This is a genomic window from Halobellus limi (assembly GCF_004799685.1).
Lineage (GTDB): Archaea > Halobacteriota > Halobacteria > Halobacteriales > Haloferacaceae > Haloquadratum > Haloquadratum limi.
Window position 1 is genome coordinate 2,753,391 of sequence record NZ_CP031311.1, and the last position, 23,405, is coordinate 2,776,795.

Below are 23,405 nucleotides of genomic sequence, written 5' to 3' on the forward strand. Positions count from 1 at the left end.
GGTAGACCGCCGGGCCCTTAGCTCAGTCTGGTCAGAGCGCTCGGCTCATAACCGGGTGGTCAGGGGTTCGAACCCCCTAGGGCCCATCACGAAACGAATCGCTCGTGAGCCGGTGCCGTCCCAATAAAGCCGAGTTTGGATTCGTTTAAAACGCCGAAAGTAGCCTTCAACGGGAGTAAACCGGCGATATCCTGGTTCAGAGTGTTGCCGGACTAAGTGGTGTCCGGTCGATGGATCGGACACGATGAACCGAACGAAATCGAAGACCGAGCTGAGCAGACGGACGTACCTCAAGGCGACGGGAGTGGCGGCGGCGGGAACGGTCGGGCTGGCGGGGTGTGCCGGGACCGCGTCGGCGACCGGAACGCTCGCCACGCAGGTGACGGATCAACCCGGCGACATCGCCGACTTCGAGTCGTGCGTCGTCACGATCCAGGGGATCTGGGTCAAGCCGAGCGGGGGCGACGACGACACCGAGACCGCGGAGACAGAGGGAGACGACAGCGGAACCGACGGCGATCAGACCGACGGCACACAGACCGAGACCGGCGCGGCGGAGGAAGGGACCGAGGCGGAGGTCGACGAGAGCGACGCCCGGGAGTACCACGAGTTCGAGGAACCGCAGGAGGCCGACCTCGTGGAGCTACAGAACGGAAACACGCAACTGATCGACGAGCGCGAACTCGACGTCGGGACCTACGAGTTCCTGCAACTCGACGTGACGGACGTGGAGGGGGTGCTCGACGGCGGCGACGAGGCCGAGGTCGACACCCCCGGGAGTGCGCCCCTGCAGTTCAAGGAGCCCTTCGAGATCCGCGAAGATCAGGTGACGACCTTCACGGGGGACTTCACGCCCGTTCGTCGGGGGCGGACCGATCGGTACCTGCTCCAGCCGGTCGCGAGCGGGACTCGGGTGGAATACGGAGACGAGGCCGGGGATGGGTCCCAGTAGCGCGCTGTTGATCGGCGGCCCGCTGACCTCGCCGCCGGGGATCGTCGCGACGCTGCTCGTCCTGCTTCTCGTGATCGTGGTGGGACGCATCGTGCTGGCGCTCGCCTGGCGGATCGTCCTCGTCGCCCTCGTCGTCAGCATCGCGCTGTGGCTGCTGGGCGCGGTGGGGCTCGGGCCGCTCTGACGGCTGACGTCAGCCGAGCGAGATATCGAGATACAGCATCACGACGACGCCGACGATCGTGCCGAGCGTCGCGATCCGCTCGTGGCCGCCCGTGTGCGTCTCGGGGACGATCTCGTCGCTGATGACGAACAGCATCGCGCCGGCGGCGAAGCCCATCGCGTAGGGGAGCAGTACGGAGACCGTCTGGACGGCGTAGGCGCCGAGGACGGCCAGCGGGATCTCGACCACGCCCGAGCGGATGCCGGTGAAGACGGCGTAGGCGCGTCGGTTGAGCCCGGCGTTGACGGCCGCGACCGACACCGCGAGCCCCTCGGGGATGTTCTGGATCCCGATCGCGAGCATCAGCGGGATCGCGCCCGCGACGTCGCCGCTGCCGAACCCGACGCCGACGGCGAGCCCCTCGGGCATGTTGTGGATCGTGATCGCGAAGATGAAGAGCACGACCGGGACGAGCCGTTCGTCGTCGAGCGGGAGCGCGTCGCTCGGGTTCGCCGCGTCGGAGCGCCGCCGTCCGGTCAGGAGGTAGTGCACGTGCGGAACGAGGCCGTCGGAGCGGTCCAGAAAGAGCGCGCCGAGGAGGACGCCGACGAGCGTCGGGATCGGGTTCCCGTTCGAGTAGATCTCGATGCCCGGGATGATGAGACTCGTGAAACTGGCCGCGAGCATCACGCCCGCGGCGAAGCCCAGGGCGCCGTCGAGCGCGCGCTCGGAGGGGTTCCGCCAGACCAGCACCAGGGACGCCCCGAAGAGGTTCATCCCGGCGATGACGAGCCCCCCGACGAGGGCGTGGACGACCGGGTTCGAGCCGAACCACTCGACGAACAGCTCGGCGATCACGACGCCGCCTCCGGCCCGGCCCGGCGGGGCCGAGCGGTGGGAGCGAGCGCGCGCCGTCGACGACCGTCCCGAGTGACGTGGCCGCCGTCGGGCCGCCGGCACCTCGAAGGGTCGATCACAGCAGGGAACTCGGCGCGGAACGTCTTATATTGTCGGTCGGACGTCGTTCGATCCGGAGAGATACCGCCCCACGGGACCGCGCCCCGGCCGTCGAAAATACGGTTTCGATCCGGTATTCGGTCCCTAACAATAGCCGAGCGGGGACGTTACCACGTCGTGTAGGGGTAGGGATCGAAATGGGAGTCACAGTACTGGTTTCGAGGCCAATCGCGCGACGGCGACACCACCGATGAAGGCGGAGAGAGCCGTCTCACTGGTGATCGCGGTGTCGTGCGTCCTGGCCGTCGGCGTCTCTGCGACCACCCTCGACGCAACCCTCTCGACGGATCCCGACGACGTGATCAACGTCGACTGGGCGGAGCTGCCGGTCGACGGGGGCGTCGCTGGGTCGATCGAGCGCGAAATGCAGCGTCGACAGGGCGGTGAACGGGAGACGCGGGAGAGGTCGTCTCGCGACGCGGCCGCCCGGAACGCCGCCGCGTCGGGCGCGCCGGAGCGGCAGTCACAGCAGCAGGACGCGTCCCGAACCGGATCACAGCTCCGCGAACCGAGCCCCTGGGCGAGGCTGCTCGCGATGCTTCGGAGCGGCCTCACCTGGCTGATCACGCTCGGGTTCCTCACCGTCGGGAGCACGCTGGGGTACCGCTACCGAGCGCGGGTGCGTGGCCTGCTTGCCCGAGCGTTCCGCGGCTCCAACCGCGGCGGGCGAGACCGGGGCGAGGAGAGCGACCCGGTCGCGGTGGACCCGGCGACCGAGATCGACCGCATCTGGGGGGCGGTGGTCCGCTCGCTCGACGTCGAAAGCCCGGAAACGACGACCGTCAGCGGCGTCGTCCGCCGGGCGATCGATCGCGGGCACGACCCCGACGCCGTGCGGGATCTCGCCGACGTGTTCGCCGCCATCCGTTACGGGGAGCGACCCCTGACGGGCGAGCGCCGGCGACGCGCCCGGGAGAGCTACCGGGCGCTCGATCTGACGGACCCCCCGCTCGATCCGTCGGCGTACGCCGACGGCGGCGACCGCGACGACGAGTCCGGGGATGCAACGACAGGAGGCGGTGAGTCGGAGTGACCCGACTCAGAGACGCCCTCGCCGCCGGCGGGGGAGTCGTGCTCGCGGGGGCGGTCCTGGTCGCCGTCGCGCCGGGAACGGGAGCGGAGCAGTACGCCGAGGGGCTCGTCGAAGCGGCCGGCAACGACTACCTGTTCGTCGTCCCGATCGGGGTCCTGGCGGTGACCGCGGTCCTGGCGGCGCTCGGGGGGCGGCTCCGGTCGGGGATCGACCAGGCGCGGCCGCCCGATCCGGAGGGCGTCCCGAGCGGGCCGGCGCCCGGAACGGCGTTCGATCGGCTGGCCACCGGGAGACGGGGGGCGCTCGTCGGCCTGTCCGCCGATCGGAGCGAGGCGGTCCGCGAATCCCTCCGGGCGACGGCGGTCAAGACCGTGATGCGCGTCGGTGGCTGCTCGCGCTCGGAGGCGCGCGAGCGGGTCGACGACGGTCGCTGGGCGGACGATCCCGCGGCCAACGCGTTCCTCGCGTCGGAAGACCGGGAGCTCACGGGCGTGCTCGATCGGCTCCGGGCGGTCGTACGGTTTCGACGTCGGCTCCGCCGCACGGCCGCGGCCGTCGCCGCGTACGACGATCAGCCGAAGCGCGCGAGTGAGACACGTCACGATCGGCCGGGAAGCCGCGGCTTCGGCGTGGCTGACGGCAGCGGACCCGGCACATCCGACGGCGAGGAACACGATCCGGCCGGCGAGACGACCCGATCGGAGGTGGCCGATGTCGACGCGTAGGACGACCGGGCGCTGGCGGGGCGTGGTGGCCGTCGCCCTGTTCGCCGGCGCTATCGGCGTGTTCGCGAAGCGTCCGGACGTCCTCCTGTGTGCGGTCGTCGGCGTCGCCTTCGCCGTCTACCCGCAGGTCACGTCCGGGCCGACCGTGGACGTCGAGGTCGACAGGGCGGTCAGCGACCGCGCGCCGACCCACGACGAGCCGACCGAGGTGACGGTCACCGTCCGCAACGCCGGGGAATCGACCCTGCCGGACGTCAGAATCGTCGACGGCGTCCCGCCGATGCTCCCGGTGAGCGGCGGGTCGGCGAGACACGCGACGGCGCTTCGACCGGGGGAGACGACGAGGTTCTCCTACGAACTGACCGCCCGCCACGGGACTCACTCGTTCGGAGAGACGACGGTCATCGCCCGCGACGTCAGCGGGATGCGGGAGCGGGAGACGACCGTCTCGGCCGACGCCGAAATCGACTGTCACGCGGCGGTGCCGGTGGTGCCGCTGCGCGCCCAGACGGGCCGGCGTCCCGGCCGGATCGCCACCGACTCGGGCGGGAGCGGGATCGAGTTCGACCGCACGCGGACCTACCGCGCCGGCGACCCGCTGAACCGCATCGACTGGCGGCGGTACGCCCGGACGGGAACGCTCACGACCGTCGAGTTCCGCGAGGAGCGCGCCGCCTCGGTCGTCGTCTGCGTCGACGCTCGGCCGCCCGCCTACCGCGCCCGCGAGGGGGAGCCCCACGCGGTCTCTCACGGCGTCGCGGCCGCCCGAGAGATCTGTGCGGCCCTCTCGGAGACCCACGACCGAGCCGGTCTCGCCGCCTTCGGTCGCGATTTCCTCTGGGAAGCGCCCGGTATGGGCGCAGAGCACGACGCGCGACTGCGTCGGGTGTTGGCGACGCATCCGACGCTGTCGCCACGTCCCCCCGACGGATCCGGGTCGCGCTCGGGGAGCCGTGACCGGTCCGGGGGTCCGTCGAGCCCGCTCTTCGGACCGCTGGTCCCGGAGACGCTGGACCCGCTCGCGGGGACGCTGGAGTCGCTCTCCCTCCCGCGTGAGTCGCCCACGGCTCGCCCCGGAATCGCCGACGGCGGCGAGTCGAAGGCGACAGAACAGACCGCGGAGTTGCGGCGGCGGCTCGACGGCGAGACGCAGGTCCTCCTGCTCTCGCCGCTGCTCGATGACGACGTCGTCGAAGCGGCGTTGACGCTGGAGGCCGGCGGGAACGCCGTCACCGTCGTCAGCCCCGACGTCACGACCGCGGAGACGGTCGGCGGTCGCCTGGCCCGAACCCGGCGGGCGAACCGGAGTCACTCGCTGCAGCGCGCCGGCGTCCCGGTCGTCGACTGGGACACCGCCGAGTCGCTGGGGGCCGCGCTCCTGCGCGCGGCCGAACGGAGGTCGCGATGACCCGGGGAGCGTCGACCGCGACGCGACGGTTCCCGACCGCGGTTCCAGAGGGATCGCTCGTGACCCGGACCGTGCCGGCCCCCGCTCGGAGGGACCGGCGATGAGCACGGTCGTTCGCGCCCACGACGACCGTCCGACCGTCGTCGCGGCCGTGCTGGCGACCGCGGCGGCCGTACTTTCGGTCGCGGCCGTCGCCAACGACCCCTCGCAGTTGCTGGCGGTCGCGATCGAGGTCGGTGCCGTCCTCGCGCTCGGGGGCGGCGCGCTCCTGTACACCGAGGCTCAGGGCGCCGAGAACGAGAAGCACGGCGCGGACGCCGGCCGCCGCGCGGTCGCCGTGTTCGCGGTCTGCGTCGGGGTCGTCGGCGCCGCGGTGGCGCTCGGCCTCGCCGTCTACGCACCCACCGGAATGACCGCGCGTCTGGAACTCGTGCCGGGGCTCCTGGGCGTCACGACGCTCGTGTGCGGCCTGCTCCCCGTCCGCCGGGGACGGTGGGCGCGGTACCTCGTCGGGACCGGCGCTGCGCTGCTGGTGATCGCGGCCCTCACGAGCGGCGTCGTCTACGGGGCGGACACGGTCGCGCTTCTCTCGGCGACGGCGCTCGCAATCGTCGCCTGGGACGCCGGCGAACAGGCGATCAACCTGGGAACGCACGTCGGCCGGCGCGGCGAGACGGCGACGGCCGCGCTCGTCCACGTCGGAGCCAGCACGGTCGTCGGCGTCGTCGCCGTGACGGTCGCGCTGCTCGTCCGCTCGATGCAGGTCACGGGACTCTCCCTCCCGGCGCTGGCGTTGCTCCTCGGAGCCGCGGTGCTGTTGGCCGCCGCGCTCTCGGAGTGACCCCGGCGAAGGGCGGAAAGCGGAGCCTAACCTTCCTCACGACGGACTCGTTCTGACGGTCGGCACCTCGATCTCGTCTAAGATGTCGGCGATCACCGTCCGCTCGTCGACGTCGTTGACCCGCGATTCGGGCGTGAGCACGAGTCGGTGGGCGAGAACGGGCTTCGCCGCTCGCTGGACGTCCTCGGGCGTGACGTACGCTCGGCCCCGGAGCACGGCCATCGCCCGCGACACCTCGAGCAGTCGCTGGGTGCCGCGCGGCGACGCGCCGGCCGCGACGCGGGCGTCCTCCCGTGTGGCCCGGGAGACGGTCGCGACGTACCGACGGACGTCGGCCTCGACGTGGACGTCCTCCGGGGCCGCGCGGACGTCGTCGACCGCCTCGCGCGTGCAGACGGGGTTCGCCGACGGCCGCTGGCTCCGACGCGCCAGCCGCCGATCGATCAGTTCCAGTTCCCCCTCCAGCCCCGGATAACCGAGGCTCGTCTTGACGATGAACCGGTCCTTCTGGGCCTCCGGCAGCTCGAAGGTCCCCTCCTGCTCGACGGGGTTCTGCGTCGCGATGACGAAGAACGGGTCGGGCAGCGGCCGGGTCTCGCCGTCGACGGTCACCTGTCCCTCCTCCATCGCTTCGAGCAGCGCGGCCTGCGTCTTCGGCGAGGCGCGGTTGATCTCGTCGGCCAACACGACGTTCGCGAAGATCGGGCCCTCGGTGAACTCGAACTCACCGCTGCGCTCGTCGAACACGTGCGTCCCGGTCACGTCCGTCGGCAGGAGGTCGGGCGTGAACTGGACTCGCGAGAAGGAGAGATCGAGCGCCGTCGCGAGACTCCGTGCGGTCAGCGTCTTCCCCGTCCCGGGGACGTCCTCGAGGAGGACGTGCCCGCGACCGACGAAGCCCGCGAGGATCGTTCGGAGCGTCTCGCGTCCGACGACGACCGCGCTCGCGACCTCGTCGAGGATCGCCTCACACTGGGCTTCGGCATCAGCGGTGGCCATAGCCACGCTTCGCGACCGTCGGGTTTCGTTATGCGATGGCTACGCGCCGCGCTGTGGGCGAGTTCATCGGGGACGGGGAGCACGACTCACTCGACGGCCGAAACCACGGCACTCCCGCACTCCACGCAGACGTAGGTCTCCTCGATCGTCTCCGCGGCTGGAGCATTGCAGTCGATGCATTTGACGCGCGCGCTCCGGACGGTTCGCGGGTAGCGGGCCATAACGAGTGATTCACCGCACGAGGGAAAAGTGTAACCACACCGGTAGGATAGGCGGCCCACGACCGCACACAGACCGACCCACAAGACCTAATCGGGGGCGTCCGAAGTAGGGAATATGGATCGGAAGCGGGGGAAGCGACCGTGGCTCGCGGCGCTCCTCGGGACGCTCGCCACCGGGCTCGGGCACTTCTATCTGCGGCGCTGGCGGCGGGGGCTCGCGTGGTTTGCGGCGGCCGTCGTCGCGTCGTTCCTGTTCGTTCCGCCCGAGGCCGCACAGGCGCTGCTGTCGGGAACGGGGAGCGATCCGATGGATCTGGCGCCCGTCTTCGCGGTGGGCATCGCGAGCATCGCCGACGCGTACGTCCTCGCCCGCCGCCGGCAGCAGCAAGCGCGCAGCGGGGCCGCGACAGGGACGGCGGATACGGGCGCGAATCAGGACGGGAACGGGAAAGAGACGGTGATCGGCGCAACGCCCACCGTTGGACCGGACGGGCCGTCGCTCTCGTCGGACCCCGAAACCTGCCCGGACTGCGGGAAGGAGTTGGACCCGGACCTGGATTTCTGCCCGTGGTGCACGACGCGACTGGACGCCGACGGCAGGGGAGACGAGTGACCGCCCAAGGCGGCCGTGCGGAGGATCGGGGCTTCCCCTGAGGATCGCCGGAGTCGGGGTACGCTCGGCGAGCGCTAGCGCTCCTCGTCCGAATCACTCCTCGACGTCGAAGCCGCTGAACTCGTCGACCGGCATCACCGAGTAGTCGACGCTGAGCGTGTCCTTCGTCGCGCGGATCTTGCCGACGAACGTCGAGATGTCTTCGAGACGCCCCTCGAGGACGAACAGTTCCATACAGCGGTGCTCTCCGACGTGGCTGTGGAAGTTCGAGGCGACGAGCGACTCGTACTCGTGGCGGAGTTTCATCATCCGCTCTTCGACGTTCGTGGTCTCGTAATCGAAGACGACGGTGACGACGGCCATGAGATCGCGTTCCTCCAGTCGCTTGTCCTCGAACTCACCCAGGAGGTTCCGGGAGGCCTCCCGGACGACCTCACTCCGGCCGGTGTAGCCGTGTTCCTCGGCGAAGGAGTCGATGCGTTCGACCAACGCTTCGGGCATCGAGACGCTGACGACAGTCATATATTAACTCAACCCCGGATGGATATTAATCCCTTGCAACGGTGACCGCGAACGGTCGACGCGGACCGGAGAACGCACCGGGATCACTCGTCGCGGGCGGATCGAACCTACTCGTCGCGAGCGGACTGAAGCTACTCATCGCGGGCGGATCGAACGCTACTCGTCGTGGGCGGCCCGGAGTTCCGCCGCCAGTTCCGCCGTCGCGCGGCGGACCGCCTCGTCGCTGGACTGGGTCGGCTCCCACCCGAGCGCGGCGAGCTTCTCGATGGAGAGCCGCATCTTCGGCACGTCGCCGGTCCACCCGCGGTCGCCGCCGGTGTAGGTGTACTCGGGATCGAGCCCGAGTTCGTCGGCGACGATGTCGGCGATGCGGTTGACCGAGGTGGTCGTCCGCGTGCCCAGGTTGTACGTGTTCAGCGGCTCGTCGGCGTGCTCGACGACGTGACAGATCGCGTCGACGCACTCGGTGACGTGGAGGTAGGACTTCTCCTGGCGTCCGTCGCCGAGGATCTCGAGCGTCTCGGGATCGTCGAGGAGCTTCTCGATGAAGTCCGGGATGACGTTCCCGCGTTGCTTCGGCCCGACGATGTTCGCGAACCGGAAGCACCAGACCGTCATCCCGTAGGAGTGCGCGTACGTCGACAGGAGCGCCTCGTCGGTCAGTTTCGAGGCGCCGTAGATCGAGATCGGTTCGAGCGGGGCGTAGTCTTCGGGCGTCGGGCGCGGCGCCTCGCCGTAGACCGTCGACGAGGAGGTGAACACGAAGTCCTCGACGCCGACGTCGTCCATCCGTTCGAGCAGGTTGTACGTCATCTCGGAGTTCTCCTCGAACAGCTGTCGCGGCCGGTCGTAGTTCGTGTCCGTGTACGCCGCGAGGTGGAAGACGACGTCGACGTCGGGGGTCACGACCGCTTCGACGTCCGCGGGGTCGGTCAGATCGGCCTCGGCGAACTCGACGCCGTCGGGCACGCGGTCTCGGGTCCCCTTCGAGAGGTCGTCGGCGACGACGACGTCGTTGTCGGCGCTGAGTCGTTCGGCGAGGTGCGACCCGATGAGTCCGGCCCCGCCCGTGACGAGGACGCGCTGGTCGGTCAGTTCCATACGCGGTATCCTCGATGTGCGGAAAAAGAGGTTGCGATGGGTCACAGCGCGGTGAGAACCCGGGAGTGACTCCCCGGTAGCGGTCCACCGGGACGAACAGAATCGGTGACGGGCGAAGGGGGGCTCCGTCTCAGTCCGGTCCGTCGTACGTCGAGCGGATCGTCTCCGCCAGCACGCCGTCGCGCCGGAACACCACGTAGACGACGACGAACGGCTCGTCGACCGGCCGCAACACGAACACCGCGCGGGGTTGCTCGGCCTCCGGCGGAACCGACTCGGCCTCGTCGGCGCGCCGGACGAGCGGGTCGATCGGCGTCACGCCGGTCCGGAACTCCTCGAAGAGGTCCCGAGCGCCGGACTGCTTCGCGAACACGTACAGCGCGCCGTTGGGTTCGCCGTCGGTGTTCTTCGTCACGCGGCCGTTCATCGCCGCGTTGTCCGCCTCGGCGACCATCCACGCCCCCTTGGCGGCCTCGAAGATGCCGGTGACGCCGTCGTAGAACTCGAAGGCGCTCTCGGCGACGACGTCGACGGACTCGAAGCGGGGGTCGCCGTCGGCCCACGCGAGCGTCGCGTCGATCAGGTTGCCGGCCGAAAGCGAGTCGACGGCATCGGCGAGTTCGCCCTCGTAGCCCGCCGTCCCGACGTACGCCGGGTCGAAGGTCGAATCGGCTTCGCCGTCCGCCGCCGGGGACGGGTTCTCAGCGGTCGGGGGCGCGGTGTCCGCCGCGTCGGCGACCGAGACGAGCAGGAGTTCGTCCGGATCACGCGGTCGCCCGAGCACGCGGTAGCGGCCGGTCGTCGTCGGGGTCATCGCCACGACGGCGTCACCGCGAGATCCCGCCGGCGTTCCGTTCGACGACGGCGTCGACTTCCTCGGCCGTGACGACGGCCAGGTCGCCGTCGACGGTGCGCTTCAGCGACGCGGTCGCCGCGCCGTAGGCGAGCGCGTCGGAGACGTCGCCGCCGTCGAGTCGCTTCGCGAGGAAGCCGCCGACGAACGCGTCGCCCGTCCCGATCGGATCGAACGTCTCGGCGTCGTAGACGTCCTGTTCGTACACCTCGCCGTCGTGGACCGCGAGAGAGCCGCTCTCGCCGCGCGTGAGGACGACCGTCTCGAAGTCGAAGTCACGGAGGAGGCCGTTCGCCACCTCCACGGCGTCGCCCTCGCGGCCGAGACAGGTCGCCGCGTCGCGCTCGGCGGCGACGAGCACGTCCACGTGCGGGAACAGCGACTCGTAACGCTCGCCGGCCTCCATCGGCGACCAGAGCTTCCCCCGGTAGTTCAGGTCGAACGCCGTGGTCGTCCCCCTCTCCTGGGCCGCCCGGAGCAGCGCCTCGGTCGTCTCCCCGAGCGTCTGCGAGAGCGCCGGCGTGATGCCGCTCGTGTAGAAGACGCTCGCGTCGTCGAGCGCGCCGGCCGGGAGCTCCCCGGGGGTCGCCGTCGTCACCGAGGCGTCGGCCCGGTCGTAGATCACGTCGGTCCCGCGCGGTTCCCCGCCGTGTTCGAGGTAGTACGTCCCCAGCCGCGCGTCGTCGGAACCGTCCCACGCGACGTCCATGCGTACCCCGTGGCTCCGCAGTTCCGAGACGATCCGGCGCCCGAGCGCCGAGTCCGGCAGCTTCGAGATCCAGGTCGCGTCGCGGCCGAGGCGGGCGGCCGCCACGGCGACGTTGCTCTCTGCGCCCCCCGTCCGGACGCCGAGTTCGGACGTCCGTTCGAGTCGTTCGCCCCGGGGCGGCGAGAGCCTGAGCATCGTCTCGCCGAAGGTCACGATGTCGGTCATACTCCCCTCTTGAGTCAGGGAGTACATAATTGCGATTATCGCCGGAGGGTCGCGGTGGTCGCGGTGGGCGGCGTTCACCTTCGGTACCGGCCGAACGGCGCGGCAGAAACGCCGATCTAGTCGTCGGGCGCGTCCGCCGCGAGCAGTTCGGGATACGCGAAGCACCGCGCGATCCGCTCCTCCGCGTCAGCCCGATCGAAGAGGGCACCCGCGTCGCGGTCGGGATCGGTGTACCACTCGTGGACGACTCCGAACTCGCTGGTGTTCTCGAGTGCGATCGGGGCGTACGTCGCGACCGCGTGGACCGAGAAGGGCTCGCCGTGTGGGACGCCGGAGACGTCGTCGAGCCGTTCGAACGGCGTCGGATCGGGTGACCCGAATCCGGCAACCGTCACTTCGTCGTCGGCGATCCCGATCAACTCACCGTCGGGGTCGGAGACAGACAGCGCGAGTCGCCGGTGGGTATCCGGGTCCACTGCGACCGGATCGCGGTCGGAAACCGACTCACCGAGTCGGGCCACCGTCTCCTCCAGCGCGTCTGTGACCGCGACGCCCGCGACGACGTCGGCGCCGACGAGGTCGCGGAGGGAGTCGGCCGACAGCACCGCGTCGGGGTCGGCGTTTTCGGGGGCTGCCACCGGGAGCGTCGAGTACTGCCCGGACGACGGATCGGCGAGCGCGTCTTCGAGCGCGTCGAGTCGCCGTCCGAGCCGGTCCCGCCGCTCGGAGAGTTCGGTTCGCTCCTCGCGAAGCTCTCTCACCTCCGCTTCGAGACGGTCCCGCTCGGCCCGGAGGTCCTCGCCCGCCCGCTCGTGGCGCTCGACGACCAGCGACCGAACCTCCCGGAGCCGCTCGTACTCGTCCTTCAGCTCACGGAGTTCGGCGTGTCGCTCCCGGATCCGTTCCAGTCGCGACTTCTGCTCGCGGCGGTGGAACACCCGAACGGGCAGCGTACGGTCGACGGCGCGCTCGATCGTCCGCCGGCGCTGTCGGAGGAGCGGTTCGAGCGTCTGCTCCCACCGCGTCACGGGGTCAGCGTCTGCCCCCGGAACCGGGTCGTCGATGCGGTCGCGGACCTCGTCGGCCAGGGCCTCGACCGCTTCGGGAAACGGATGCGAGTGCACCACGTCCTCGGCTCGTCGTTTCAGTTGCCCCGTGAGGAGGTAGGTGGTTAGGGCCTCGTCGTCGATCGATCCGATCGGATCGGTCTCCTCGGCCGCGGACTCGACGGTCGAATCGAGTTTCGGCTCGTCGAGGTGGACCAGATCGATCGAAGCGGCCTCGTCTCGGACGCGCGCGAACGCCTCCGGTGAGACCGGGAGGTCGTCCGCCTCGCCGTCGGACAGTGCCGCGACGGACTCCCGATCGAGAACGGCACGGGCCCCGCGGAGGGCATCCTCAACCGAGGAGTGACGCGTCTCCTTCCGTCCGATCGCCGCGTCGGTCTCCTCGCGTTCCGCCGCCGTCTCGTAGAACTCGCGGAGGTCGTCGACGGGCGCGCTGAACCCGCCCCCGTCGAGCGAGAACAGCGTGGTGTCGTTCGTCCACCCGCCCGCCGGTCGGCTGGCGACGAGGTCGGTCTCGACGGCCGAATCGACGATCAGATCCGCCGCGATCCGGTTCCGCGTCCGGATGTAGGCGTCGTCCGCGACCGCCGCCTGATCCGTCCCGATGAGGCCGTAGGCGTCGATCGGACTCCCTTCGAGCGCGAGCGAATCCGACTCGACGGATCGAGGGTCCGACTGGAGTTCGAGTTCGAGCGGATACGGATCGCCGTCGCCGAGGCCGAGCAGGACGCGGAGCTCGCGCAGGGCGGCGTAGGCGTTGTAGTAGAGGGTCGAATCGCCCGGCGGGACGGAACTGGTGGACTCAAGCCCGTCCAGTCGCGGCACGGACCCGATCCCGAAAGTAGCCGCCTGTGGCGAGAGCGTGTCGACGAGGCCGGCCAGCAGGGGGATGAGTCCGCTCCCGGTGCCGCCGCCGAGCGAACTGAGAAGCCAGACGTGATGGGCCTCCGGGTGCCCCTCGACCCGTTCCGATCCGGCGCCGAGTACGCCCGAGAGCTCCTCGACGAACGGATCGACGCTCTCGGCGTTGTCGACGCAGTAGCGACCGACGGGGCGCCGACGGGTCGTCCCGCCGTCGTACGCTAGTTCGGCCGACACGTCGAGATAGTCGAGTTTCTCGCGGTCGTCCGAAAAGCGGCTCGTCGGTGCGTCCAGGTGGATCTTCCTGGCCTCCGCCGACGCGTTCGCGTCGAGGTCGGGGACGCTGGAGTCGATCGCGACGTAGGAGAACGCCGGGTCGGGTTCGTATCGATCGACGGCGTCCTCGACGGCCGAGAGCATTCGACAGCCGGCGCTTCCGAGGCCGATCACCGTCACCGCTCCCGCCGGCGGAGGCGAGAGCGGTCGTCCGCCGTTCGGCATACCGGTCCATACGAGAACAGGTCAATAAGCGTTCCTGTCAGGTATAAATCAATATCTCGGATAGCGAACCGGACAGTCAGGCATCGGATCGGATATCGGGGCGTAACCGTGCGATCCGACGGGACGTCGAGGTCGAGGCCGCGCGGCGACCCGGCGGTCGGACGGCCGATCAGTGCCCCGGGTAGTCCCGCTCGAACCGATCTCCGATCTCGTCGCCGTCGATGTGGATGACCACCGGGCGACCGTGCGGGCAGGCGTAGGGGTTCTCGCAGTCGTCGAGCGCTTCGAGGAGTTCCACGACCGAGCCCTCGGTGAGCGAGGTGTTCCCGGTGACGGAGGGGTAACACGCGAGGTCCGCGAGGAGGTCGTCGGCGACCGCCTCGACCGTCTCGGCCCCGCCGTCGCCCTCGGCGACGAACGCCGAGAGGACGTCTCGGACCAGTTGCGGGTCCAGCGCCTCGGCGAAGACCGCCGGCACCGACCGGACCGCGACCGTTCGGTCGTCGACGCGCTCGGAGCGGAACCCCAGATCCGAGAGCGCCTCCTCGTAGGCGTCGAACAACGCCGCCTCTCGGGCGGTGAGTTCGAGTTCCACCGGCTCCGCCAACGCCTGCGTGACGACGTCGCCGTCGAGTTCGGCCCGCAGGCGCTCGTAGTTCACCCGCTCGTCCGCGGCGTGCTGGTCGACGAGGATCAGCCCCGAGTCGGCCTCGGCGACGACGTAGGTGTCGTGTAACTGCCCGAGGATCCGCATCGAGGGCAGGGAGTCGAACCGCGGCTCCAGCGTCGCCGACTCGCCCCGCAGGTCGCGCTGGACGGTCGGGCCGACGATACCCGTCGGCCGCGACCCCCGGGGCGATTCTCCCTGTCCTCCCGACCGAGCCCGACCGTCGGCACCGTCGGCTGCGGGCGCTTCAGAGGTCGATCGCCCCTCGGCGTTCGGGGGCTTTTCGGGGGGCTGTCGCCGGTCGCTGGACGACCTCGAATCCGGGTCGTCGCGGGCGGTAGACGGCGACGACGCCTCAGCGTCGGCCGCCCCGGACTTCGATCCGGCGGAGCGGTCCGCGTCCAGTCCCGGCGACAGGTCGGAACCGGAGCCGTTGCCGGACCAGTCGGAATCAGAGCCGTTGCCGGACAGATCGGTCTCCTCCGACGCCGACTCCGCCGTCGGGTCGCTGCGCTCGCCGCCGAGTCCGTCGACCGTCCAGGCGTCGTCGTCCGTCGGATCCACGCCGGTCGCGGGCCCGCGTTCCCGACTCCCGGACTCCGGCTCGGCCAGAGATCCCTCGCCGTCCGCGTCGGGGTCTGCCGCGGCGTCCGAGTCGGCCACGTCGTCCGAGTCGGCCGCGGCATCACCGTCGGCGGTCGCCGGTGGGGGACCGTGCCCCGCGCCGCCGCGGACCTCCGAAGTCGGCGACTCCGGCCGGACCTCGGTCTCGTCCGGTGCCGAGCGGCCCCGCGGCGCAGTCGATCGAATCAGTCCCTCGTCGAGCAGCGCGGTCCGTACGGCGTCGGTGACGGCCGTCCGGACGCCCGATTCGTCGTCGAATCGGATCTCCATCTTCCGCGGGTGGACGTTCACGTCCACGGTGCCGGCGGGGACGTCGACGAACAGCACGGCGAACGGGTAGCGGTCGCTCGCCAACTGCCCGCCGTAGGCGTCGAGGACGGCCTCCCGGAGAACGCCGTCGGTGACGTACCGGCCGTTGACGAACGTCGAGAGGTACTCGCGGGTGCTTCGGGTCGTCTCGGGGTGGCTGACCAGGCCTCGCACGCGCTCGACGGTCGCCGTCGCGTCCGTCGAGTCGGGTTCGGCGTCGACTTCGATCATCGACTCGGCCACCTCGCGGCCGTACACCGACAGCACCGCCGACCGGAGGCTCCCGCGGCCCTCGGTGGCGAACACCTCGCGGCCGTCGTGTTCCAGCGAGATGGCGACGTCGGGGTTCGCGAGCGCGTAGTGCGTGACGACCGTGTTGACGTGGTCGAACTCCGTCGCGGTCGTCTTCAGGAACTTCTTGCGGGCGGGCGTGTTGAAGAAGAGGTCCTCGACCTCGACGACCGTCCCCTCGGGGCAGCCCGCGGCCCCGACGGCGGTCACCTCGCCGCCCTCGATTCGGATTTCGGTGCCGGAGGCGTCGCCGCCGCGCGTTTCGCGGTTCCCACCGTCGCCCGGGCGCGCTCGGGGTTTCGTCCGGATCGTGAGCCGGGAGACGGCACCGATGGTGTGCAGCGCCTCGCCGCGGAAGCCCAGCGTGCCGACGCCCGCCTCGAGGTCGTCGATGCCGTCGATCTTGCTGGTGGTGTGCTCTTCGACCGCGCGTTCGGCCGACTCGCGGTCCATTCCGACGCCGTCGTCCCGGACGCGGACGCCCTCCGTACCGCCGGCGTCGACGGCGACCGAGATCCGGTCGGCGTCGGCGTCGAGGCTGTTCTCGACGAGTTCCTTGACGACCGAGGCGGGGCGTTCGACCACTTCGCCGGCGGCGATCTGTCGGACCGTCCGGTCGTCGAGTTCGCGGATGGTCGGCGTCCCGGTCGGCCGGTTCCATTCCTCTGGCGTGTCCCCGGTACTATCCTCGTCCGCCGGCGTATCCCCGGGACTGTCTTCGTCCGTCAGCGTGTCTCCGGCACTGTCCTCACCCGCCGGCGATTCCTCCGCGTGATCCCCACCCGCCGGCGATTCGTCCTCGCGGTCGGCGTCCGTCGGTGCCCCGTCCCCGCTCACGGCTCGTACACCTCGGTCGCGACGTCGACGGCCCGCTCCTGGACGTCGCTCAGGCGGTCGCTCGCCGATTCGGGCGGGAGCCACGCGTAGTCGGTGTGCTCGTGGCTGAGCGTGACCGGGTCGTCGCCGTCACGGACGTCGAGATCACCGGTCGCCTCACACCAGTAGTAGACCGCGAACCGTCCGCTGTCGCCCTCGTTCCGCCACGACACCGCGTGGATCGGCCGGCCGACCCGGGCGTCGATGCCGGTCTCCTCTGTGATCTCCCGACGGACGCCGTCGGGCGCGTCCTCGTGTGGGCCGAGCCGTCCACCGGGGAGCTCCCAGCCGCCGTCGCTGGCGCGTCGGACGACGAGCACGTCGCCGCAGGGCGCGAACAGCACGCCGCGGAGGCTGATCGTCGCCTGGAGGTGCTCCTCGGTCATCGGCCCACCCCGCGCGTGGGCGGCGGCGCTCGACCGGGGGCGGTCGATTCCCGCATACGACGGGAGAGGATCAGCGGGCCACGGCGTGTCTCGCCGCCAGCACGGGCGTCCGGAGAACGGGACGCGCGCTCGTTCGGACACATTGAGTGTGGGTGTAACTGGACCGGACAGGGCCTAATCGTTACCGGTCCGAGCGATCGGAAGCGGCGTCCGACGCTACGAGAGCCGATCGTGGAACGCGTCGACGAGCCCGGAGAGCCGTCGCGTGCCGAACAGCGCGACCAGAACCGCGCCGACCGTATCGAAGACGAGGTCCAAGATCGTGTCCTCGAGTCCGTACTGGACGAGGACGGCCTCGACGCCGACGGTCGACGCGGCAATACGCGCGAGGAACTCGAGGACCTCCCAGAGGACGCCGAGCGCGAGCGTGAACAGCAGGATGAACACCGAGAGGAACCGCGGCGGGAACGACACCGCCTCCGAGTAGCGGTCGAGCGCACGTGTGGCCGCGTAGCCAACGGCAGCAACGATCGCGGCCGAGAGGGTGTGCGTCAGGTGGTCGTACCACCAGAGGTGCTCGTAGAGGCCGACCATCCCGACCGTGTGCAGAAGCACCGCGAGCGTCACGACGAGGGTCAGTTCCGGCGAGAGGCGGAGGTCCCAGTCGCGACGCAGCACGGCGGGCAGATACGTGACTCCGAGTGCGAGCACCGCGTTGACGACGACGCTCACATTCAGCGTCGCGATTCCGACGCCGAGGACGACCGCGATGCTCATCCGCATCGCGCTGGCGATCGAGCGGGCGTTCACCGACCGGATCGGCCGCCGCATATCGGACGATAGACCGGCGACGAAAAAAAGGTCGCAGTGTCGCCCCGACGTTCGGGGCCGAATCGGGATATCGTCGCACGCGGTCCGAGCGGTATCGATCGCCCACCGGCAGCAGTGGTACCGAGACACACGCAACGGTCATACCGTTCATCGGCGTACGACCCGGTGATGATGGCAACTACGCACGCGCTGGCCGGCGTCGTGCTCGCAGTGCTCGCGGGCGTCCTCTTTCCGGGGAGCGCCGCGGGAACGTCCGTGATACCCGTCGCGGCGGCCGCTCTCGGCGGGTTGTTTCCGGACTTCGACCTCTACGCCGGACACCGCCGGACGTTGCACTTTCCGGTGTACTTCAGCGCCGCGGCCGTCGGGGCCGCCCTCGTGGCCGTCGCCGTCCCCACGGCGGTCACCGTCGCCGCCGCGCTCTTTCTCGCGGCGGCGGCGCTGCACTCCGCGATGGACGCCCTCGGCGGCGGCCTGGAGCTGAAACCGTGGCTCGGCACCTCCGAACGCGCGGTCTACAGCCACTATCACCGCCGCTGGATCCGCCCCCGACGCTGGGTCCGCTACGACGGCGCGCCGGAAGACCTGTTCGTGGCGACCGCGTTCGCCGCCCCCTCGGTGTACGTCCTCGACGGTCTCGCGCAGACGGCCGTCCTCGCCGCCCTCGCCGTCTCCGCGCTGTACGTCCTCGTGCGCAAGCCGATGGTGATCGTCACCCAGAAGCTCGTCGACGCGCTTCCCTCCCAGTTCGTCGACCGACTGCCCGCCCGGTTCGTCGAGGACTTCCGGTAGCCCGCCAGCGGCGACGGGACGATGTGGTCGGCCGGCGCCGCGTCTACGGTGAACGGCTCGTCGTAGGAGATAGCGTGTTGGAGCGGATTTTGAATCGCCCAGAATCCCTCCTGTACGCCTCGGTATTCTCGAACCGTCTCGGTCGACTCCGAATCGCCTCTATCGTCCGGCGATCGACGTCGCGCGTGGCGACTTCCTGCTGTGCCCACACGGACGCCGGTGAAAACGATATAAACACATACATCCAGAAAATTTTTGAAGTAGTATCCAGTATAGAAAGTTATGACAGATAACAGTGGACGTTCACGTATCGATTCACACACGCAATACACGCACAGTCGGTTCCGGTGTCGCCGCTGTGGTGCGGTCGTTCCGGAGGAGGCCGTCGAGGGGGCGCTCTGCGTAAACTGCGAACGGTCGCGTTGACGGTCGGCCGGCCGCGGGCCTCGCGGTGCGACGGGACGAGACTACTTATTCGGAACTGTCACAATCGGGAGTGATGTCGGACTCCGGGCTATCGGCCGCGTCGCCGCCACAGCCAGTCAGATCACTCCGGAGAGGCCTGTGGTCGTCCCGGTGGATCTAGTGGGCCTAGTGAACCCAGTGGACCCAGTGGTGATCGCTGGGGAGACGCAAGGGTGGGACCTTTGCCACCGGCGTGAGTGCGGGTCCGTATGGTACTCGTCTCTATCGGTCTCACCGTCGGCGCGATCGTCGTCCTGATCGGAGTGAGCGCGTTCTTTTCGAGCAGCGAGACGGCGATCTTCACCCTTCCCGAGGAGTGGTTCGCGGCGGCGGATCCGGCGGCCGACGGGCGGTTCGCGACGCTGCAGGGACTCCGAGGCGATCCCCACAGACTGCTGGTGACGCTTCTGGTCGGGAACAACGTCGTCAACGTCGCGATCGCGAGCATCACCACGCTGCTTCTGACCGAACACCTGCCGGCCGGCGTCGCCGTGACGGCCTCGACCGTCGTCGCCAGCACCGTCGTGCTGATATTCGGCGAGATCGTCCCGAAGTCCTACGGACTGGGCCACGCCGAGGAGTGGGCGCTCAGGGTGGCCCGGCCGATCGCGCTGGTCGGTCGGGTCCTCCTCCCGCTCGTGGTGCTCTTCGACTGGATCACCCGTCACCTGAACGCCGCGATTGGCGGCGAGTCCGCGATCGAGAAGACGCACGTCGAGGAGTGAGCGCCGCCGCTCGTCCGTCAGGACGTGCTGCCCTTCCGGAGCGTTTCGAGCGCGGTCGGTGAACGGTTTTGTTCCTCCCGTGTTTGCAGTCGTTATGAAACTGTCAACCGCAGTCAAGAGCAGCTTCTTCGCGGGATTGATTCTGATCACGCCCCTGGTCGTCACGCTGTACGTTCTTCGGATCCTCGTCAACTGGTCGCTCCAGTTCGTCAACCCAGTCGTCCGAGAGACTCGCCTCACGCAGTACACGGCGAACATCGAGGTCGTCGCCCAGGTCCTCGCCGTCGTCGTGATCCTGGGATCGATCACGGTCCTGGGCTATCTCGCCAAGCAACGCGTCGGACGGGAGATGTTCGGCAATCTCGGTCGGATCGTGAACGTGATTCCCCTCGTCAGTACGATCTACGTGGGCGTGCGGCAGGTCGCCAACTCGCTCGTCGATCGGGATACGGCGTACGAAAGCGTCGTGCTCGTCGAATACCCGCGGAAAGACGTCTACTCTATCGGTCTCGTCACTGGCGAGAGCCCCACCGTCGCCGAGGACGTCGCAGGCGAGCGACTGTACAACGTGTTTCTCCCGCACAGTCCGAACCCGACGGCCGGACGGTTGGTACTCCTCCCGGACGATCAGATCCACGAGGTCGACATGAGCGTCCGCCGAGGGATGCGGCTCATCGTCACGAGCGGGATCGGAGCGGACGAGAAGCCCACGACGCTCCCGAGACTCGACGAATCTGCGGATTGATACCTCCACACGGCTAAATACGCGTGTTTCTGACCGCAGGACGGGGAGTCCACGACGAGCGGGCTTGGGCTCGAAACTCGGTAACTCACGGGGCAAAGGGGCACTCCTAGCGAAGATCTTCCGCAATTCTGTGGCCTTCAGGAGTGGCCCGAGGAGAACCGATGTGGTTCACGACCGACGACAACTGGGGCCAGCCCCACCGAATCCTCCACCCGTATCTCGCCGCATCGAGGGCCTTTTGTCACTCACTCAGTCGTCAGCGGTGTACGCGCCGCCCCGACGCTTGATACGTGCGACGACGAGCCGCCCGTCGTCCTGCCGGAAGCTCACTGAGAGCCGGAACTCCCCGACGCGTATCTTCTTGTACGGGCCGTTCTGGAGCGGCTCACCGTAGTCCGGCGGGTCGCGCCACGGCGAGGAGACGATTTCATCGAGCTTGTCGAGTATCCGGTCTTGGTCGGCGGGGGACAGTCCGTCGAGGTCGTCTTCGGCGGTCGAGGAGAGTTCCCACGTCCACCCGTCGTCACTCATCGCTCGTGCCGAACCGCTCGCGGGCTTCCTCGGCGCTCGTCGTTCGTCCCTCGCGGATGTCCTCCTCGGCTTCGAGCAGGGCGACGAGTTCGTCGCGGTCGAACGTCGGGAACTCGACGGCGTCCCGAAGCGTGTACCGGATGAACTCGCTTCGGCTGTTGAACCCGCGTCCCTGCCACGTATCGTCTATCTGTTCGAGGAACGACTCGGTGAGTTTGAAATTCACCGTGGCGATATCGTCCCCGCCGTCGTCGTCCGTAGCCGCTTCGGACATATAGACGTAATACGCTGGTCTTACCAATAGTCGTTTCGGCGGAACATCACTCACCGCGTACTCGTCGTGGATAGCCGCATCGAGGAGCATTTCTATCACATTCCTGACTACGGTTCATCGTCCGTCCTGCGAGCGTGGATTAGCGAAATCCGCGATATCCCATTGAGGGGACGCGCCCCCGGTCGATTTCGGGGTCCATCCCACCGCAGTCTGTGAATTAGTTTGTATCTCCTGATAATTCATCGAATCCATTACGGCGAGGGATGCCCTGTTTAGCGAGAGAAGCGAATCTTGAACGGGTTTCGTTCAGACGAGTGTAGCCGGAAAAGTGTGCGTACGAGGAGTGTACGGCGGAAAGAGCCTAGGCCGGGATTTGAACCCGGGGTCTCGTCCTTACCAAGGACGCGCTTTACCGCTAAGCTACCCAGGCGCAGTTCTCCGTAGCGCGGATTCGTCTTTAGGGGTTTCGATTCGCGGCGGCAGTTTCCGCCGAGCGCGCCGCCGCCCGGGAGCCGTTATTCGGTCACGAGTCCGTCGCCGACGACGGCACTCTGTCGTCAGAGCCGCTTCCGACGGCCGACAGCGACGCGAGGCGCTCGGCGGTCGCCTCCGAGAACGCCGCATCCGCGGGCTGTAGCTCCCCGTCGGCGTCGCAGTCGCGGCCCAGTTCGGCCGCGTACTCCAGCAGGGCGGGCGAGGGCGTCGCGCCGACGGCGGTCGTCCCCGCGACGACGGCGAGCGCGAAGACGTCGGATTCGAGGTTCCGATCGAGGGAGTCGACGTCGGCACCCTCGCCGCGTCTGAGCGTCTGGTCCCGTCCGAAGGCGCGGACGACGTCGACCGCTCGCCCGGCGGCGTCGGTCCGCGCGAGCAGGTAGAAACCGCGCGAGACGAACACGTCGGCGGCGAGGACGTCGAGGTCGGCGGCGATGTCGCCGGTAGCGTCGCCGTCGGCAATGCGCGTCCAGGGTTCCTCGTGGGCCAGCGTGCGAGTGAGCCGAAGGCCCTCGTAGATCAACTGTACGCCGGCAGCACGCTCTGCGAGGCCGTCGGCATCGGTGTCAACTCCGGTTTCGGGTGCGCGAGCGCTCAGAAGCGCCAACACGGCCGGCGTCATCGGCGCGTCGGAGAGGCGCTCGAACAGTACCTCCCGGAGCCGGTCGGGTTCGACGTCTTCGACCGCCTCCTGCGCGGCGTCGCGGACCCGCACGGCGTCGTCCATCGACACTTCCTAGCGACGGGAGCGGCAAAGACCTTTGGAAACCCCGTCCGCGCGGATGCGACCGCGAGCGCGGGACTCGCGGCCCCCCACGACGATGCTCGCGTTCGAGACGTTTTTCAGAACTGGGACGAATGCGTGGGTATGTTCACCGGAATCGTCGAGACGACGGGGAAGGTCGTCGAGACGAGTGACGACGAGGGGGGCCGGCGGCTCCGCATCGAGGTCGGCGGACACGGGTCCGCGGCGGACGCCACCTCCGAGGGGAGAGAGGATGCACCCGACGCCGGCGGTGCCGGCGACCCAGAGGCGGGAGTCGCCTACGACGACCTCCACCACGGCCAGTCGATCGCCGTCAACGGCGTCTGTCTGACCGTCGAGGCGTTCCGAACCGACCCGGTCCCGGAGTTCGAGGTGTTCCTCGCGAGCGAGACCGTCGAGAAGACCTACCTCGGAGCGGTCGAGGCGGGCGATCGGGTGAACCTCGAACGCGCGCTCGCCGCGGACGGCCGGTTCGACGGTCATCTCGTGCAGGGGCACGTGGACACCACGACCGAGGTGACGGAGATCGAGCGCGTCGGCGACGACTGGTTCTTCGAGTTCGCGCTGCCGCCGGCGGTGAAGCAGTACGTCGTCGGAAAGGGGTCGGTCACGCTCGACGGCATCAGCCTCACCGTCGCCGACCGCGGGACGGATCGCTTCACCGTCGCGATCATCCCGACGACGTACGACCTGACGACGCTCTCGGAGAAAGACGTGGGCGACCCGGTGCACCTCGAGGTCGACGTCGTCGCGAAGTACGTCGAGCAGATGGTCGCCGGCTACCGCGACGCGATCGAGCAGGGCTAGCGGGCGTCCG

The 23,405-nt window shown here is 69.2% G+C and carries 25 protein-coding genes and 2 tRNA genes; 12 read left to right on the forward strand and 15 right to left on the reverse strand.

All coding sequences use genetic code 11. The annotated features are described in order from the left end of the window. Nucleotides 1-11 precede the first annotated feature (11 nt). The 3 genes from DV707_RS13640 (at nt 12) to DV707_RS13650 (ending at nt 1,136) form a co-directional block, all read left to right on the forward strand. Nucleotides 12-86: transfer RNA gene (locus DV707_RS13640), tRNA-Ile, on the forward strand. A gap of 158 nt (nt 87-244) precedes the next feature. Continuing rightward, nucleotides 245-952, forward strand: coding sequence for a DUF4382 domain-containing protein (locus DV707_RS13645; RefSeq protein ID WP_103992847.1), 708 nt, complete (start codon nt 245-247; stop codon nt 950-952). Next, the gene (locus DV707_RS13650; RefSeq protein ID WP_103992848.1) at nt 939-1,136 is read left to right on the forward strand and encodes a hypothetical protein; all 198 of its coding nucleotides are present in this window, start codon (nt 939-941) and stop codon (nt 1,134-1,136) included. Before DV707_RS13645 ends, DV707_RS13650 begins: the two co-directional genes overlap by 14 nt. A gap of 9 nt (nt 1,137-1,145) precedes the next feature. On the opposite strand, the gene DV707_RS13655 is transcribed toward DV707_RS13650, so the two are convergent. Then, nucleotides 1,146-1,973 (reverse strand): ZIP family metal transporter, encoded by an 828-nt coding sequence (locus DV707_RS13655; RefSeq protein WP_103992849.1) that lies wholly within the window; start codon nt 1,971-1,973, stop codon nt 1,146-1,148. A gap of 349 nt (nt 1,974-2,322) precedes the next feature. Here DV707_RS13655 and DV707_RS13660 point away from each other — a divergent pair, with 349 nt between their 5' ends. The 4 genes from DV707_RS13660 to DV707_RS13675 all read left to right on the forward strand — a co-directional run bounded on the left by DV707_RS13660 (nt 2,323) and on the right by DV707_RS13675 (nt 6,139). Continuing rightward, entirely contained in the window at nt 2,323-3,165 is an 843-nt protein-coding gene (locus DV707_RS13660; RefSeq protein WP_103992850.1) for a DUF4129 domain-containing protein, read from the forward strand. Continuing rightward, on the forward strand, nt 3,162-3,890 hold the full coding sequence (locus tag DV707_RS13665; RefSeq protein ID WP_103992851.1) for a DUF7269 family protein: 729 nt from the start codon (nt 3,162-3,164) through the stop codon (nt 3,888-3,890). The genes DV707_RS13660 and DV707_RS13665 overlap by 4 nt, the downstream gene beginning before the upstream one ends. Beyond that, nucleotides 3,877-5,298: a DUF58 domain-containing protein gene (locus tag DV707_RS13670; protein WP_103992852.1), complete on the forward strand. Its 1,422-nt coding sequence runs from the start codon at nt 3,877-3,879 to the stop codon at nt 5,296-5,298. Before DV707_RS13665 ends, DV707_RS13670 begins: the two co-directional genes overlap by 14 nt. 100 nt (nt 5,299-5,398) lie before the next feature. After that, a complete protein-coding gene (locus tag DV707_RS13675; protein ID WP_103992853.1) occupies nt 5,399-6,139 on the forward strand; it encodes a DUF7519 family protein in 741 nt (246 codons plus the stop codon). Between the two features lie 36 nt (nt 6,140-6,175). Here DV707_RS13675 and DV707_RS13680 read toward each other — a convergent pair whose 3' ends face one another. Beyond that, the gene (locus DV707_RS13680) at nt 6,176-7,138 is read right to left on the reverse strand and encodes an AAA family ATPase (RefSeq protein WP_103992854.1); all 963 of its coding nucleotides are present in this window, start codon (nt 7,136-7,138) and stop codon (nt 6,176-6,178) included. A gap of 86 nt (nt 7,139-7,224) precedes the next feature. Next, nucleotides 7,225-7,359, reverse strand: a complete 135-nt coding sequence (locus DV707_RS19205; protein ID WP_268806885.1) for a hypothetical protein — start codon at nt 7,357-7,359, stop codon at nt 7,225-7,227. 115 nt (nt 7,360-7,474) lie between these two features. Between DV707_RS19205 and DV707_RS13685 the strand changes: the two genes are divergently transcribed. Next, nucleotides 7,475-7,972, forward strand: coding sequence for a zinc ribbon domain-containing protein (locus DV707_RS13685; protein ID WP_103992855.1), 498 nt, complete (start codon nt 7,475-7,477; stop codon nt 7,970-7,972). 93 nt (nt 7,973-8,065) lie between these two features. On the opposite strand, the gene DV707_RS13690 is transcribed toward DV707_RS13685, so the two are convergent. From DV707_RS13690 to DV707_RS13725, 8 genes are all read right to left on the reverse strand, one after another. Further along, nucleotides 8,066-8,494 (reverse strand): CopG family ribbon-helix-helix protein, encoded by a 429-nt coding sequence (locus tag DV707_RS13690; RefSeq protein ID WP_103992856.1) that lies wholly within the window; start codon nt 8,492-8,494, stop codon nt 8,066-8,068. 156 nt (nt 8,495-8,650) lie between these two features. Continuing rightward, the gene (locus DV707_RS13695; protein ID WP_103992857.1) at nt 8,651-9,595 is read right to left on the reverse strand and encodes an NAD-dependent epimerase/dehydratase family protein; all 945 of its coding nucleotides are present in this window, start codon (nt 9,593-9,595) and stop codon (nt 8,651-8,653) included. Between the two features lie 130 nt (nt 9,596-9,725). Continuing rightward, nucleotides 9,726-10,409, reverse strand: coding sequence for a DUF6663 family protein (locus tag DV707_RS13700; protein WP_103992905.1), 684 nt, complete (start codon nt 10,407-10,409; stop codon nt 9,726-9,728). Between the two features lie 13 nt (nt 10,410-10,422). Further along, complete coding sequence (gene kdgK1, locus DV707_RS13705) at nt 10,423-11,382, reverse strand: bifunctional 2-dehydro-3-deoxygluconokinase/2-dehydro-3-deoxygalactonokinase (RefSeq protein WP_103992858.1); 960 nt, start codon at nt 11,380-11,382, stop codon at nt 10,423-10,425. A 116-nt stretch (nt 11,383-11,498) separates the two neighbouring features. Next, the gene (locus DV707_RS13710; protein WP_103992859.1) at nt 11,499-13,811 is read right to left on the reverse strand and encodes a tubulin-like doman-containing protein; all 2,313 of its coding nucleotides are present in this window, start codon (nt 13,809-13,811) and stop codon (nt 11,499-11,501) included. Between the two features lie 169 nt (nt 13,812-13,980). Next, complete coding sequence (gene mutL / locus DV707_RS13715) at nt 13,981-16,335, reverse strand: DNA mismatch repair endonuclease MutL (RefSeq protein ID WP_103992906.1); 2,355 nt, start codon at nt 16,333-16,335, stop codon at nt 13,981-13,983. A 200-nt stretch (nt 16,336-16,535) separates the two neighbouring features. Further along, entirely contained in the window at nt 16,536-16,964 is a 429-nt protein-coding gene (locus tag DV707_RS13720) for an NUDIX hydrolase (protein WP_103992860.1), read from the reverse strand. 216 nt (nt 16,965-17,180) lie between these two features. Continuing rightward, a complete protein-coding gene (locus tag DV707_RS13725) occupies nt 17,181-17,795 on the reverse strand; it encodes a hypothetical protein (protein ID WP_170216850.1) in 615 nt (204 codons plus the stop codon). Nucleotides 17,796-17,963: 168 nt separating this feature from the next. On the opposite strand from DV707_RS13725, the gene DV707_RS13730 reads away from it, so the two are divergent. The 3 genes from DV707_RS13730 (at nt 17,964) to DV707_RS13740 (ending at nt 20,522) form a co-directional block, all read left to right on the forward strand. Further along, nucleotides 17,964-18,587 carry a metal-dependent hydrolase gene (locus tag DV707_RS13730; protein WP_200820949.1) on the forward strand — a complete coding sequence of 208 codons (624 nt, stop codon included), beginning with the start codon at nt 17,964-17,966 and terminating at the stop codon, nt 18,585-18,587. A 674-nt stretch (nt 18,588-19,261) separates the two neighbouring features. Further along, nucleotides 19,262-19,777 carry a DUF21 domain-containing protein gene (locus DV707_RS13735; protein WP_103992861.1) on the forward strand — a complete coding sequence of 172 codons (516 nt, stop codon included), beginning with the start codon at nt 19,262-19,264 and terminating at the stop codon, nt 19,775-19,777. 94 nt (nt 19,778-19,871) lie between these two features. Next, complete coding sequence (locus tag DV707_RS13740; RefSeq protein ID WP_103992862.1) at nt 19,872-20,522, forward strand: DUF502 domain-containing protein; 651 nt, start codon at nt 19,872-19,874, stop codon at nt 20,520-20,522. Between the two features lie 249 nt (nt 20,523-20,771). Here the strand turns inward: DV707_RS13740 and DV707_RS13745 are convergent, their stop codons facing one another. The 4 genes from DV707_RS13745 to DV707_RS13760 form a co-directional block, all read right to left on the reverse strand. After that, nucleotides 20,772-21,053, reverse strand: coding sequence for a type II toxin-antitoxin system RelE family toxin (locus tag DV707_RS13745; protein ID WP_103992863.1), 282 nt, complete (start codon nt 21,051-21,053; stop codon nt 20,772-20,774). Further along, entirely contained in the window at nt 21,046-21,327 is a 282-nt protein-coding gene (locus tag DV707_RS13750; RefSeq protein ID WP_103992864.1) for a ribbon-helix-helix domain-containing protein, read from the reverse strand. Before DV707_RS13750 ends, DV707_RS13745 begins: the two co-directional genes overlap by 8 nt. A gap of 358 nt (nt 21,328-21,685) precedes the next feature. Then, nucleotides 21,686-21,757: transfer RNA gene (locus tag DV707_RS13755), tRNA-Thr, on the reverse strand. A gap of 93 nt (nt 21,758-21,850) precedes the next feature. Beyond that, nucleotides 21,851-22,549 carry a DUF7114 family protein gene (locus DV707_RS13760; protein WP_103992865.1) on the reverse strand — a complete coding sequence of 233 codons (699 nt, stop codon included), beginning with the start codon at nt 22,547-22,549 and terminating at the stop codon, nt 21,851-21,853. A gap of 141 nt (nt 22,550-22,690) precedes the next feature. Here DV707_RS13760 and DV707_RS13765 point away from each other — a divergent pair, with 141 nt between their 5' ends. Next, entirely contained in the window at nt 22,691-23,395 is a 705-nt protein-coding gene (locus DV707_RS13765; RefSeq protein WP_103992866.1) for a riboflavin synthase, read from the forward strand. The last annotated feature ends 10 nt before the right edge of the window (nt 23,396-23,405 follow it).

Bases quoted from the DNA above. Each gene is read 5' to 3' on its own strand.
- DV707_RS13750 (WP_103992864.1), bottom strand. From the start codon at position 21,327: ATGTCCGAAGCGGCTACGGACGACGACGGCGGGGACGATATCGCCACG.
- DV707_RS13685 (WP_103992855.1), top strand. From the start codon at position 7,475: ATGGATCGGAAGCGGGGGAAGCGACCGTGGCTCGCGGCGCTCCTCGGG.
- DV707_RS13700 (WP_103992905.1), bottom strand. From the start codon at position 10,409: ATGACCCCGACGACGACCGGCCGCTACCGCGTGCTCGGGCGACCGCGT.
- DV707_RS13710 (WP_103992859.1), bottom strand. From the start codon at position 13,811: ATGCCGAACGGCGGACGACCGCTCTCGCCTCCGCCGGCGGGAGCGGTG.
- kdgK1 (WP_103992858.1), bottom strand. From the start codon at position 11,382: ATGACCGACATCGTGACCTTCGGCGAGACGATGCTCAGGCTCTCGCCG.
- DV707_RS13760 (WP_103992865.1), bottom strand. From the start codon at position 22,549: ATGGACGACGCCGTGCGGGTCCGCGACGCCGCGCAGGAGGCGGTCGAA.
- DV707_RS13660 (WP_103992850.1), top strand. From the start codon at position 2,323: ATGAAGGCGGAGAGAGCCGTCTCACTGGTGATCGCGGTGTCGTGCGTC.
- DV707_RS19205 (WP_268806885.1), bottom strand. From the start codon at position 7,359: ATGGCCCGCTACCCGCGAACCGTCCGGAGCGCGCGCGTCAAATGCATC.
- DV707_RS13740 (WP_103992862.1), top strand. From the start codon at position 19,872: ATGAAACTGTCAACCGCAGTCAAGAGCAGCTTCTTCGCGGGATTGATT.
- DV707_RS13650 (WP_103992848.1), top strand. From the start codon at position 939: ATGGGTCCCAGTAGCGCGCTGTTGATCGGCGGCCCGCTGACCTCGCCG.
- DV707_RS13690 (WP_103992856.1), bottom strand. From the start codon at position 8,494: ATGACTGTCGTCAGCGTCTCGATGCCCGAAGCGTTGGTCGAACGCATC.
- DV707_RS13695 (WP_103992857.1), bottom strand. From the start codon at position 9,595: ATGGAACTGACCGACCAGCGCGTCCTCGTCACGGGCGGGGCCGGACTC.
- DV707_RS13675 (WP_103992853.1), top strand. From the start codon at position 5,399: ATGAGCACGGTCGTTCGCGCCCACGACGACCGTCCGACCGTCGTCGCG.
- DV707_RS13735 (WP_103992861.1), top strand. From the start codon at position 19,262: ATGGTACTCGTCTCTATCGGTCTCACCGTCGGCGCGATCGTCGTCCTG.
- DV707_RS13645 (WP_103992847.1), top strand. From the start codon at position 245: ATGAACCGAACGAAATCGAAGACCGAGCTGAGCAGACGGACGTACCTC.
- DV707_RS13680 (WP_103992854.1), bottom strand. From the start codon at position 7,138: ATGGCCACCGCTGATGCCGAAGCCCAGTGTGAGGCGATCCTCGACGAG.
- DV707_RS13720 (WP_103992860.1), bottom strand. From the start codon at position 16,964: ATGACCGAGGAGCACCTCCAGGCGACGATCAGCCTCCGCGGCGTGCTG.
- DV707_RS13765 (WP_103992866.1), top strand. From the start codon at position 22,691: ATGTTCACCGGAATCGTCGAGACGACGGGGAAGGTCGTCGAGACGAGT.
- DV707_RS13670 (WP_103992852.1), top strand. From the start codon at position 3,877: ATGTCGACGCGTAGGACGACCGGGCGCTGGCGGGGCGTGGTGGCCGTC.
- DV707_RS13730 (WP_200820949.1), top strand. From the start codon at position 17,964: ATGATGGCAACTACGCACGCGCTGGCCGGCGTCGTGCTCGCAGTGCTC.
- DV707_RS13725 (WP_170216850.1), bottom strand. From the start codon at position 17,795: ATGCGGCGGCCGATCCGGTCGGTGAACGCCCGCTCGATCGCCAGCGCG.
- DV707_RS13745 (WP_103992863.1), bottom strand. From the start codon at position 21,053: ATGAGTGACGACGGGTGGACGTGGGAACTCTCCTCGACCGCCGAAGAC.